At 59.5% G+C, this 12,797-nt stretch carries 9 protein-coding genes; 8 read left to right on the top strand and 1 reads right to left on the bottom strand.

The features are described from left to right. Window positions 1-3 precede the first annotated feature (3 nt). A complete protein-coding gene (locus EUU23_RS09475) occupies window positions 4-1,026 on the top strand; it encodes a caspase family protein (protein ID WP_160353903.1) in 1,023 nt (340 codons plus the stop codon). After that, window positions 1,023-2,426, top strand: coding sequence for a hypothetical protein (locus EUU23_RS09470; protein WP_160353902.1), 1,404 nt, complete (start codon window positions 1,023-1,025; stop codon window positions 2,424-2,426). The genes EUU23_RS09475 and EUU23_RS09470 overlap by 4 nt, the downstream gene beginning before the upstream one ends. 345 nt (window positions 2,427-2,771) lie before the next feature. On the opposite strand, the gene EUU23_RS09465 is transcribed toward EUU23_RS09470, so the two are convergent. Further along, complete coding sequence (locus tag EUU23_RS09465) at window positions 2,772-3,584, bottom strand: hypothetical protein (protein WP_160353901.1); 813 nt, start codon at window positions 3,582-3,584, stop codon at window positions 2,772-2,774. Between the two features lie 217 nt (window positions 3,585-3,801). On the opposite strand from EUU23_RS09465, the gene EUU23_RS09460 reads away from it, so the two are divergent. The 6 genes from EUU23_RS09460 (at window position 3,802) to EUU23_RS09430 (ending at window position 12,672) form a co-directional block, all read left to right on the top strand. Beyond that, complete coding sequence (locus EUU23_RS09460) at window positions 3,802-6,585, top strand: hypothetical protein (RefSeq protein ID WP_160353900.1); 2,784 nt, start codon at window positions 3,802-3,804, stop codon at window positions 6,583-6,585. Between the two features lie 4 nt (window positions 6,586-6,589). After that, on the top strand, window positions 6,590-7,771 hold the full coding sequence (locus EUU23_RS09455) for a radical SAM protein (RefSeq protein ID WP_160353899.1): 1,182 nt from the start codon (window positions 6,590-6,592) through the stop codon (window positions 7,769-7,771). A 71-nt stretch (window positions 7,772-7,842) separates the two neighbouring features. Further along, on the top strand, window positions 7,843-9,189 hold the full coding sequence (locus EUU23_RS09450; RefSeq protein WP_160353898.1) for a hypothetical protein: 1,347 nt from the start codon (window positions 7,843-7,845) through the stop codon (window positions 9,187-9,189). A gap of 393 nt (window positions 9,190-9,582) precedes the next feature. Beyond that, window positions 9,583-11,181, top strand: a complete 1,599-nt coding sequence (locus tag EUU23_RS09440; RefSeq protein ID WP_160353896.1) for a phosphotransferase family protein — start codon at window positions 9,583-9,585, stop codon at window positions 11,179-11,181. A 145-nt stretch (window positions 11,182-11,326) separates the two neighbouring features. Further along, a complete protein-coding gene (locus tag EUU23_RS09435; protein WP_160353895.1) occupies window positions 11,327-11,620 on the top strand; it encodes a hypothetical protein in 294 nt (97 codons plus the stop codon). 533 nt (window positions 11,621-12,153) lie between these two features. Next, window positions 12,154-12,672 carry a DUF5623 domain-containing protein gene (locus tag EUU23_RS09430; RefSeq protein ID WP_160353894.1) on the top strand — a complete coding sequence of 173 codons (519 nt, stop codon included), beginning with the start codon at window positions 12,154-12,156 and terminating at the stop codon, window positions 12,670-12,672. The last annotated feature ends 125 nt before the right edge of the window (window positions 12,673-12,797 follow it).

The raw sequence follows: 12,797 nt of genomic DNA, 5'->3' as shown, positions 1-12,797 counted from the left end.
TTCATGCCCGACCACGCCATTGTTGTTGGGATTGGACACTATCCCACCCTCGGGGCGGGGGGGAAACAGCCAAATGACTTGCCCGGTGCCGTCGAGGATGCGAACGAGATGGCGGCGTGGCTGGCCGAGCAAGGCGGAGCAACGGTGACCAAGATAACCTCCACAGGGCTTAACGATGGGCCCTGGGAGGTGGCCTCGATTCGGCCGAACGGGCAGGACGTGGAAGATGCCTTCAAACCGTTTGTGACCGCCGACAACCGTGTCGGTAGTCGGCTGACGGTTTTCATGGCGGGCCATGGAATTGCCCCGGCGGCGCGTTCCCGCAGCCTGATCTTGGCCGATGCCCAGAATTCCAAGCAACCGTGGGTGCCCGCCTGCGAAGCATCGGCATGGATCGACTGGTTTGCCTTGCAGACGCAGTTTGACGAATTCGTACTTTGGATGGATTGCTGCGGAAACACAGGGCTCGAATACGAGCGCAGGGGTCCCCCGGTACGACGTGGCGTGAGCAGGGCGGGGAATGCCGCACCCGTATTCATGGCTTTCGCGTCCGGCAACGGACGCGAAGCCTATGAGGGGCCGACCAAGGATGGCGTCATTCGCGGGTATTTCACTGATCGTCTGCTAGCCGGGCTTGGCGGTGCCGCTGTAGGGTTGGATGGCGAGGTGAGGTCAGCTTCGCTAGCCAGCTTCTTGCGCAACGAGAGCGCCGTTGTTGTGGACGGCAACACGCCGAGTGCGCCAGCGCGACCGCCTGCCGACGTTGTTCAGCAAGATGATTTGCTCTTCGCCAAACATCCCTTTCCGAACTACGAGTTCCGTATTCGTGACACACAAGGTAATATTTTGCCCGACGGAACGACTGTGACGGCATACCGGCCGAACAGTGAGTTTAACCTCAAGGGAGATGTCCAAGGCGGATGGGTTAGCTTCAACTTGCCAGTCGGATTGGTCAAACTGACCGCACCCGGTATCGAGAAGTACATGGAAATCGCTGCCGCAGCCGAGAAAAGGATCGAGGCATGAGCGACGCACTGCTAACTGTGGACTCAAATCGCGATGCTGAAATTGCGGTGCTTGATGCAACGCTCTCGCGGGTCGCGGCAGTGGTCGGCCGGTTTGAACAAAGGCTGCCTACGGGGCTCTACAAGATCAAGGTCAATCGCGGTGGGGCTATGAAGGAACAGCTGATCGAATTGACTCCCCAAGGTCGGCGAGTCTCGCTCTACATAATCGATTTTCCTGCGATCGCGCCCATCGGTTCTATGGTCGCTGACCAGCAAGGGCTTGAAACCTTGGCGCAAAAGGCCTTGGGGCGGGTCCGCGGCCCAGCGTTGCTGCTCCTTGAACATTACCCCACTACCGTCTCGCGATCTCCTTTCTCAGGAGTGCGCGTGATGCCGTGGCGCAAAGTAAGTGAGGGGATCGCACTCGGCTCAGTTTGTCGTGACACTGGGATTTTTGGTAACGAACGATGGTCTGCCGTCGCCTTGGAAGTCGAGCACCGCGGCGACACCTGGGTTCTGGAAATCGGCGGGACTAGTTTTTCCGCACGTCACGCGATTCCTCTCACCCCGAACTGGCAGACGAGGGTATTCATGCGCGGCCTGTCGGCGCGCGAGGGGGCCGGAGCGCTTTGCGAGACGTCAGTCCAGATGGCCCCAAGTAATCAATCTGTGGTCTATTGGGATCATTGGGAGACTGTCGAAGTAGCACGCCGCTCGCTCGAGACAGGGCGCAACATCTTCTCCTCGGATGGTCTGGTTGAGGATCTGCTTCATAATAAGTTCGATAATCCTATTGCAGGAATGACGGGCCTGCACTTGATGCTCGACGGTCTTGCGTCAACGCCACAAAGGGATTGGCCCACAGCCAAGGTCAAGCAGATCGATGACGTTCTCCAAAACCTTACTGGTCTTTTGCAGCCTGGCCGACGCAACCGCTTGTATAATGATCCGGCTTGGACCGAACTCCCTGACATGACGGCGCTTCGACTCAAGGCCGGTCGGCTGCTTGGCCAAGTCGAAGTGCGCGAGCCACCGCTGTTCAAGGCGAGTTGGGACGCACTCAAAGGCAGCGCAAGCAAGGACGGTTTGATCTGGATCGGACGCAGCCTATGGCGTGCAACGGGTGATGGCAACCGGATGGGCCCCTATATGTCCTGGGCACCCCGCCACCATTCCTGGCGGGATACAGAGGCACATATGGAACGCCAGACCGACCAGTCACGGGAATTTGGGCTGACCTTCGACACCTCCGAATTGACGTCGATCGGACAGGCAAAATTCATCCGGTTGGACATCGCTGCCGCAGCCCAGGCCAACAATGTGCCGCTATCGATTTTCGAGAAGCCGCTGCGCGGGAAGGCGGATACTATCCTGAGCGACGATATTGTTCCTCTTGTCGATCGCACAACGATGGCCTGATCCCGGCGGAATTCGTCCGCCTTCGAACCCTTGCCCGTGTTGATTATGTCGAAGGATGAGCTTCCGGCCAAACCCTTTCCCCCAGCACTTACAATGACTCTCTTTCGGCGAAGCGCTTGAATTCGGCGCAGATGGTCCGGATACCTTCTATCCACCCATCCTCTGCGTCGCCGGTCAACAGGGCTGGCACCTCCTCAAGTTCGGAGATGAAACTCTCGCGGACGGTCGCCGGGAGCGTACGCAGCAGCTTGTTCTGCCGTTGCACGTCCCATCCGAGGAATTCATATGCCAGATCTTAGGAGAAGTACTTGGCGAGATCCGGCAGCAAGTCCCTAGGCAAGGCCATTAATGTACTCGGCTGAAACCAAACGGCTTTGACGGCGTCGTGCCGGGTTGCTTGAGCTCCTCAAGATTTCCGGCGGCGTCTTTCGTAGCGATCAGCCCACTCCACTCACCTTCGATGCGCCCGTCGATGCGGCGCAAGACCAGATAAGACGGTCTCGGTCCCGCTGCCGTAATTTGGTCGGCAACATTGGGCTGAAAGCCGATATGCGCGAGGACGTCGAGCGTGTTGTCACGCTCGATCTTAATTTGGTCGTCGGTCGGCGCGAATTGAGCGGGCACCAAAAGCATCTGGCCTGCGGCGTTGCGCTCCGTCCAATCGACATTTGGCGCGACGATCTCGAGTTGAAAGCGTGTCTGGACGTCTTCGGATTGCCAGCCGCCATTCCAATAAAGCGAGCGAAGACCGGAGACAACTTCCCGGGGCAAAGTGATGTTTGTACGAGGAGGTAACTTCAAGCCTGCCGCCCCTGCGATCGCCGATACAAAATCAATGCAGTTGATCGTCGCGAGCCGGTAGTTCGCATCCGTGTAGCCGGGAAGCAGCGCGTAGATAGCACGCCGGCCGCTCGATGAGATTCGGTGCCGGAAGGAATGCTCGACCACTCCGATCGCCGGTTTGTTGAATTCGTTGGTGATTACACCCGGGCCATCGAGCGGATTGGCGCCATCTTCCGGGTAGAAGCCGAAACAATCTTCCTTAATACCGCTAGCCAGATGCATCTCGATGCAGAAAAACACATGGCCTGGCGACATCGGCGGCACAAGGCTCGCGTTCCGCGCAAGGAAAGAAATGAAAATGTCCCCATCAGCCATGGCTGCCCCCGTCTAAAAAAGTCGCGCCGCGGATCAATCGATTCATCATGCAGTAAATCTGCGCGCGATGCGAGTGTGTTTCTTGGGTCAAAAGACGGCCCGCGCAACAACTTCACTAAATTGGCAGGCGTGTAGGTCGGTTGCAAGTATTGCTATTGCTATGCATTGATGTTCTGCTTAGTCTCCAGTCTCTCGTACTAGCGAGCAGGGGACGCCATTGACTCAACTCGACGACCTTGAACGAGAGCTTCGCGCGGCGATCGTTGACGAGCGACTGAGGCTGACCGAAGCTCTTGCGCAAGCCCTTCATCTGCCCACGCCTCCGGCCTGGTTGGGGGCCCTAACGGACGTCGATATTGCCGCTCCTGTCATCTCCCGTCCGGCGGAGATGCTGGTCTTGTCGGGGAGCATCACTCACCCCTTGCTAGGCACTGCAGCCTTCATCTGCGAATTATCGGCTGCGGCTAAGGGATTGACCCCGCGCGTGCGCTGGTCGATGTCGGAACCGCTGCGCCTTGCAGAACTTTTGGAACGCGCCGGCCTCGGTTTCGCGGCGGCCGCTGGGCGCCTCATCGATGGTGTCGTAGCGCGCGGCATTCGACTTCACGACTTGGCGGATGGCGAACCCTCGATAACAGTGGAAGTCGCTGGGGCATTCGTCACTCGGCTGGTCGGTATTGAAATCTCATTCGCGTTCAGCAGTGTCGCCTTCGCTGCCCAGGGGATGAGAGCGGCGCAAGTGCGCGGGACAGCATCGCTCGGCGGTCTGGCACTACCGCTAGCTTTGACATTGGACGATCCGGTCCGTGTTTCCGCGACACTGCCTAACGTCACCCTCGTGGATCTTGCGCGGGCGCTCGGCCTGGAGCTTCCCACGCTTCCTCCCTTGCCGTTGTTGGCAACGCCGTTAGAGGCGATCAGAATCATCTTGGAGCCCGCAATTCGCTTGTCGGGCAGGGTGCCCGTCAGCGGGATCGGCGCCCTTGTCTTTGTCGCCGCTGAAGTGGACGGTCGCTTGGTAATGGCGGCCGGCCTCGAAACGTCTCCGGGTTTCCGCTTTGGGAATCTCCTGCCGCCCCTGGCACCGCTCGATCAACTGCAGTCGGTCTTGCGGCTAGGCATACCGGCTCTCTTGTTGGCGACCGAAGATACCGCGCAACTTCCTTATCCCACGGCGGAGGGCGATTGGCGCACCTTACCTGCAAAGGCTGGGGCGTCGTTTCAAGGCGAGTTGTTGCTTGACGGCTTCGGCTTGGAAGCGGTGGCAGCCTTGCTCAACATGGACGCTTTGCCTTTCCATATCCCGCTAGCGCCTGAACTCGCCGATCTCAAAATTGCCGCGTCGTTGCCGATGCGGATCCAGGCGGTGCCTGGCGTGCTTACCGTCGAGGGCGTTGAGGTGGCGCTTTCGGTGCAACCGATCAGAGTAGCTGCTGTTGGTCACGCCGAACTCAATCTATTCGGAATGAGCCTGCCATCCCTCGCTCTCGGCGTCGAAGTCAGCGGGACGCAAGAGTCGCTGTTCCTGCGGACCGACGAGCCGTGGAGCCATCCGCTGGGTTTACCCATTGATGTCGTCGAACTCGGCCTTCAACTTTCCACGCCGCCCCCAGCTTACGGCTTCTTCGGCAAGATCCTCATGAGGTCGCAAGAGCTCGCCGTCGCGGCGAAGTTCGTCGGCCAAGCGCCGAGCATGCTAGTTGTGGAAGCGCCGGGCGATCTCACCTTGAGCGACCTAGTCGCTGAGTTCATCGGCGTGGACTTAATACCCGATTTCTTCGAGCCCAGTTTCAAAGACTTGGCGATCTACATCGTTCTCAACCCCTTGGGCGAGACGATAGCCGGCCGGGCCTATCCGTCGGGCATCGCGATTTCCGGTGCGATCGAATATCTCGGTTTGTCAGCGGGATTGCGTTTGAGCGCAAAAGTCGACCGCGTGGTTGCCGAGGTCGGCCTTATCGCGCCGGTTCGGTTCGGCTCGTTGCTCGAGCTTACGGGACCAGGCGGCGTTGGAACGCCGAGCCTGGCGCTTGACACTGGCGCCAATCCCCAACTGATCTTGGGGGCTAGGCTCTCGTTGATGGGCTTGGTCCAGGATATCAAAGGCGTTGCGGGCTCAAATGGTATCACGATAAGCCTCAAGCAAGAGGTTGGACCTGTCGCCATCATGCTGGATAGCGAGCTCGGCGAGAACCGGTTCAGAGCCGACGGCACCGCGAGCTTCCAGTTGCGAGCTTCGATTGGGCCCATCAGGCTGTTTGACGGTGGGCCCAGCCTCGGTGAAATACATCTGGACACCGGGTTCGACGCGGTGACGGCGATCTTGGCAACCAGCGATGGCGTCAAAGTGACGGTCGAGGGTACCTTCGTAGTCATCGGACTGCATATCGCCCTGCCGAAGATCGCCGTGGACTCCGACGCCTTCGCGCGTATTCCGGAACAGGTCATCAGGTATATCCTCGACCACGCGGACGATCTATTCGCGGAATTGCTGCAATCGGCCGAGAAATGGCTGCAAGCGATAGCGGACGGCGTGGTGAGAGCGGTCGAAAACGTCGCTCAAGTCCTGAAGGAGCACTTCGAGCAGCAAGCCCAGGCCATCGCGCGGGGTTTGACCGATGCCCTGCACTATACCACCGAGCAGGCCGCGGCCGCACTGAAGTCGATCGGCGAGACTGCAGAAAACGTCGCCAAGGCACTCACCGATATTGGCAAGTCACCGGAAGACGTCGCCAAGAGCCTGATCACGGTCGGCTATCCGGTGCAGGCCGTCGTGGACGGTCTGAAAGCGATAGGCATCTCCGGCGACGTGGCCGAGGGGCTGCTGAGGGTCGCCAATGTGCCGGCGGAGATCGCGAAGAAGGTCATCGACGAAGTGTTTAAAATTATCCCCGACGTAGGCGTGCCATTCATCAATATCCCCCACGTAGGCGTGCCATTCATCAGAATCCCCCACACTCGCCTGCCGCAGCATATCCGCGTGCCGCACATTCGGTTTTGATATAATGTCGATCGAGCTCAGACCATTGGGCGTCGCCTGCAACATCGCCTGCCAATATTGTTATCAGAATTCGTTGCGCGACGTGGCCGCGACCACGCCCAAGTTCGATTTCGATGCTGTAACTTCTGCGGCCGATGCCATGGACGAACCGCTCAACTTGTTCGGAGGCGAGCCACTGCTGCTTCCGCTTGCCGATATCGAACGGCTCATCCGATTCAACTGCGAGCGGTTTGGCCGAGCGCCGCTCATCCAGTCGAATGGCGCGCTTTTGACGCCCGACCACGTCGCCGTCTTTGGCCGCTACGGCGCGAAGGTGGGCATCAGTGTCGACGGGCCGGGCGCGCTGAACGATGCGCGCTGGGCGGGCTCGCTGAAACGGACCCGCGTGAGTACGGCGGCGACCCTGCTGGCAATCGATCTGCTGCTCGATGCCGGCCTGTGCAACGGCATCATGGTCCAGATTGGTCGCGCGAACGGCGTCGGCGAGCGGCTCGACGAGCTCTGCACTTGGCTCGCCGAACTCGATCGCAAGGGCGTGCCCTCGGCCAGGATCCACGTGCTTGAGCTCGACGGCACAGCGGCCCGAGCGGCGCACGGCCTGTCCGTGGCGGAAAACGTGATCGCGGTGACCCGGCTCGTCGAGCTCGCCAAGGGGTTCCAAACTTTACGTTTCGACATCTCGTCCGATCGGCGCGACATGCTGATGATGGACGACGAAGCGGTCGCTTGCACTTTTCGCGCCTGCGATCCCCTCGTAACCGAGGCCGTGGTCGGACTCGGCGGCGACGGCGAACCGCACAAATGCGGCCTGACCGACAAGGAAGGCATCGACTTTTTGAAAGCCGACGAACCGCGGCACGAGCGCTATTTGGCGCTCTACCACACTCCGCAAGCTTATGGCGGATGCCACGATTGCCGATTTTTTCTGGTCTGCAAGGGGCAGTGTCCGGGCTCGGCGATCGAAGGAGACTGGCGCAACCGGTCGGACAACTGCGAAGCTTGGCGGCAGCTGTTTGCGCACGCCGAAGCGGAACTAGTGGCCGAGGGCAGCATGCCAATCTCCATCCATCCGCGCCGGCCAGAGGTCGAGGCTGTCCTAGTTGACGCCTGGTCGAGAGGAGAAAATCCGACGCTTGCGAGCCTGCGCGGCACTCTCGGGTTGGATCTGGCCGGCTCGCAGCCTTGAGCTCGCCCAATCTTGAAGCAGCGGTGTTGGCAGCACCTGTGCTTGGGTTTCGATTGCCTCGCTTCCATCGCGTGGCATGGACGAGCCGCAAGGCGCGTGCGGTCTGGGAACCGCGCCTTCAGGAGGCCGCTGCTCAGGGTGCCACCCGCTGGATCGCGGAGGCCCAGCGCGGCTTCATCGACCTTGCGCTCGTTCGCCTCGCGCCCTTCGAGGCACCATTGCTTCGACGCCGCTTTCAGGAAGCCGGGATGCGCCTAGCCATTTTGGGTCCGAACGCCCCGGTGGGCATGGCGGACCTACTTGCCAGTGCTCGTGCCTCGGGTTTGTGGTGCTTAGGCGGAGCGGCTGACGCCGTGAAGGCGGGCGAGGCTGCGTGGACGACCGGAGATGTCGTCGGCTTAGGAAATTTGCTCGGTATGCCCGGCTGTTGCCTGCAGGCGCTCTTCGCCCACAATCTATTCGCCCGGCCCGAGTGGTCATCGTCGCAGGGGGTCAGTCTCCAGACCTGGCAGACGAACCACACTCTCCATCGGCTGGGTCTGTCGCCCGCGCCCTGGCTGCCCTGCACTCCCGACTGCAGGTCCACCCTCGAGTGGATTGCGGGCAGCGAGGCGCCCGCCGATTTGCCCGAGATCCTATCCTGGCCGCTCGAATGGTCGGCGCTGCACGGGATCGCCCAAGTTCTCACGCCGGTGTTTCGCCTGGTCCACGACACGATCGCAACGGGCCGAAAGGCGCGGCATGAGCGGGGCGCTATCGACGCTGCACCGGCTGAAGCTGCGACAGGCCTCGTATTCCCATTTCGTACGCCGCGGCGGCGCCCTCTCGAGGGCCGGCGTACCTTTCAGGACGGTATTGCCAACATCACGCAGGATGCGCCGACGGTGCAGGTGGGTGGCGTTACCTCCCTGTCCTCGTTTGAGGTCCCAAAAATCTTGTCGGAGCCGGTTATTTTGGTTGGCGCGGGAGCGGACTTGCCTGAGTTCGCCTCGCGGACTGACAGTAACGAGGAGAGCCAGGAAGCGCTGTTCGCCCCCGCGCCGTCGCCCGCGTTCGCACTCTCTGATTTTGAGCGAGCAAGCCAGCTCGAGACCCAGCCTCATGCCGGAGCCGAACCCGTGGTCACAGGTGGCATGCTGCTGGAGCCGGTTGCGAAGGACACCTGGTCGATACTGCTTTCAGGCTGCCGGCGTTGGGTCTTTTGCGCGCCCGGCTCGCCGGCCGATCTCCTTGCGGGTGGACCTGACCTATTCGATCCTGAGCTGCGCTATCGCCTCAGTCGCAGTGGGCTCGATATTCGCGAATGCGAACAGGTGGCCGGGGACATCATCGGCATCGCCGCCGGATGGTGGTGTCAGTTCCGCGATCTAGAGCCGGTTCAGGCGGTGATCGCAGAACGCTCGGACAGGCTTGCCTGAGGCGGTGATATGGACAGCAACCCAATGGTCGATTACGCTGGCCCGTCGGCGGGAAGCGAATGGCTCTCAGGATCTCGTTCCGGGTGATGCGTCGCAACGCGGCCGAGGCCCTCCGCCGCCATCCGCGAACCTTGTTGATGCTGCGCTCGTTCGCCGATGCTGAAGGACACTATTACCCTTTGGTCCACGCATCTGTCCGCAGACCGGTTGCGGGTACGACTGGCAGCAAGCGAGGCGACTTCCGCCGCTGTCCTACCGCCACCGCGCGAGGGGTCATACGAAGCCGGTGCCCTCGTCCCCTCGACGGCATGGCGGGCTCTTTCGGATGCGGAGTTCGCCGGCCTTACGAGCCGGAGACCGGAGGAAGTACCGAGCTACGCAAGCTTGGTGCTGATGGCGCCGAGCACGGACTTCATAGCGGAACTCGCCGCAATCGCTGCCGAGCAGGAGGCGATTGCGGCCCAAGATTCGCTGCACATCGCACCGCCCGCCATTCAGACGCAACTTAGCGCGCTGCTCGACCGTGATGACAGCTTGGCGTTGTTCGGACCTGCGCTCAGTGCCTGCGTTTCGCAAAGTCCCGCAGGGCTCAACACGGTTACTCCGAATCCTGACCGTAGTTTGGCCGGCCTTCATGTCGATAGTTGGGACGGCTTTGTGCTCGCCGAGCGTCGACGTGGCAGCAATCGCCTCGTCGTCAATGTCGGCGCTTATCCCCGTTATCTTTTGTTCGTCCCCTACGAGGTCGCAGGGATGGACGAGACTTTGGGATGGTCTGACGAAACGGGCCGTGACATCGCTCGGCAATTTCTTCTGCAGAGTGATCGGCGCGTCTTTCGGTTAGAGATACGCCCGGGAGAAGCCTACCTCGCGCCGACCGAGAATATGATCCACGATGCCTCCAGCCTCGGCGCAGAGAGCCCCGATCGCGCTCTCATGCTGCGTGGGTTTCTGCAGGCTAACCTGAAGCCGCATATCCCACAAAAGGCGGCCGACTGGTATGTGCCGGAACTGGCGCGGCGCGTCGTGCTCGAGACCGTCCTCAAAACGCTAGGCGGAGCGGGTCAGGTTCGGATCGACGAGTACCGTCAAGGAGCCGTAAACGACATCTATCGCCTTCGGACGAGCGGAGGGGACGATCTCGCACTGCGCATTCGACGACGTGTATCGGCGCAGGAGGAGGACGGCTGGCTCGTCAAATCGGCATTGTGCGCAGACCTTGTCGAGCATAACACCGGCCGCACGCACGACGCTGCCCGGACGGCAGCGACTAACTCCGCTCGGAGCGAGCGGATTGCGTTTCCCGGCAGCGCCATGATCCATGCTTATCGTGATGGCTGCGCAGTTGTGGAGCGCCCGCCATGGGAGCTCGTTTCTTGGATTACCGGGTCAAGCGCGGGCGAATGCGCGGCGCCGCCAGACTTCGTGGATCTCGGCAGGCGCCTAGCGACGTTGCACCGCGTGGGCTTTTCCAGTTTCCGAACCGGGCTCGGGCCGTCGAGCGTCAAAGCCGACGGCGAGGCATGGCTGAAAGAGCGACTATATGGCCTTTGTACGCCGGCGCTGGAGCGGCGGATCGGAGATAGGCACGCGGACCTACTGCGACGCGGTCACTTCGAGATGGCGGCCGTGCGTTGGGCGCTGCTGCACGGGGACCTTCACGCCGGCAATGCAATCGTGAGCGACGAAGGTGTGCGGATCATCGACTGGGATGAGGCGACGATCGGGCCTCCAGAATTCGACTTCGCACCTTTGCGCTACGCAACACGGCAGACGCGCAGCGGGACGTGGGTCTCGGATGCGTCGCTCCATTGCGCGGCTTTGACAGGTTATTGGGCAGAGGGCGGCGTAACGGACCGCGCTCTGCTCACATTGGGCGAGTTGTTGCTGATGCTCAAGCGCTTCCACACAAATCATTTCGAGGGCCGTCATCGCGCTGCTGAGGCTGCCGTCCAAGATATCCTTCGCCTGACGGACCAAGTCCTTGGATGATCGAACAGTGACGGCGCAGTTCGGTCGGGACGTTTTGCGAACAACCAACGATGGCCTGCACTTGCTTGTCTAGCGGAGGGATAACGAGTATCGATCGAAATTATCGGAGTCGGAATAACGTCTTCACAAAACAAGGGAGCGCAGCATGGCGTGGTCGGGTGCGATATTAGGTTGCCAGGAAGCGACACAGCCTGAGCGCAAATTCGACATTACGCTAAGACGCGCTGCCAACACTTGGCAGACCACTGATCCGAAAGGCGTGCTCTCGTGTGACGCCGGCACGTTTGATTTACTCGCTGGCATCGCCGCCTGCCATGCCGGGTCGGGCGAGCTGATCTTAAAGATATTAGGCCTTGACGGCTTGGCGATTGGTACCGCCGGGGCGGGTACGCTTGCCGATGGCGCACCCATTACCTGGGAATGCGTCGAGCTTCAGTGAGTGCGCGCAAGCGCGATTGGATTGCACGCTTTCCTCCGTTGAGTTGTACGCAGGGTCACCAACGAAGAGTCTATTGGGTCTGGCCAAAACCCACTGGACGAACTGCCGCTATCAAGGATATCGTTTGAGCGCTCGAACGACAGCTTTGTTAGCGGAAGCGGCCATTCAATATCTCCGTACAAAAATCTCCGAGGTCACATTGCCATAAGGAGAACGGTCGGCTTCCGGCTCAAGTACAGTCGACCGCTCAAATAACTACACATATAAGCGGTTGAGATACACAGAAGGATACACACGGATTGTATCATATCTTGTGGCCCTGTTTCCGCGCCTGACCCTCTGCTTCAAAGGAATGTAATATGGTTCGAATCGGGTCGACTTAATATTGGCTCAAAGTGGCTACATACGGAAAATATATTTTTGAATGTAAGCTCTTGGGAGCTTATGACACCTTATTAACATATTGAATTATATAGAGTAAATTGCACTTTGCTGCTAAAAGATGATCTCCACATTGTACAGGAGTAATCTTTATGCCCCGAAAAATTTCAAAAGGAATGCGGTCCGGGAATGCAAGTAGAAAAGGTGCGCTACTCTATAATCATAGCTTTGCGGGTCAGCAGTTCCGGCCGAATGGTAAGATGCCAATTGATGCCCATCAACGCAGCGCCCTGATCATCAAATCGGTGCTCAAAGCGACCGAAGGACGTTTACATGTCGAAAATTGTCTCAATCAAGTTCGCGGCAATTTGGATGAATATGTCATGCGCGAATATAAGGTCGATGAATTGGATCAGGAAACATTTCTCAATCTGTATTACGATGGTCTAGATTACACCCGTCCCGACAAATTAGATCGCGATCAGCTGGTTCCGTATCTGGAAGAACTTAAGTCGACGCTTCGTAGGCACTATCCAGACGGTTCGCCTTTACGAGAGCTGCTTATGTGGGTCGATCGCGCGATTGTATGGATCGAAAGATGGCTCGGCCAAACCCAACCATATTTGGCAAAACACCTTGCGAATGACCTTGAACCTCAGCCCCGACTATAACGGGCTTCTGAGCCTTTGCTGCTGACACCCTGACACTCATGACGCCGCCTCTCTGCTGATCCGCTTTTACGAATGGTAAGGTAAATGCTTTCCTTCGTACTTTTCCCAAAATATCTCCCATTTGT

Source organism: Sphingorhabdus profundilacus, from assembly GCF_009769755.1.
Taxonomy (GTDB): Bacteria; Pseudomonadota; Alphaproteobacteria; order Sphingomonadales; family Sphingomonadaceae; genus Sphingorhabdus_B; species Sphingorhabdus_B profundilacus.
Note: the sequence above shows the minus strand (reverse complement) of the source record. Positions and strands in the feature narration are given on the sequence as shown.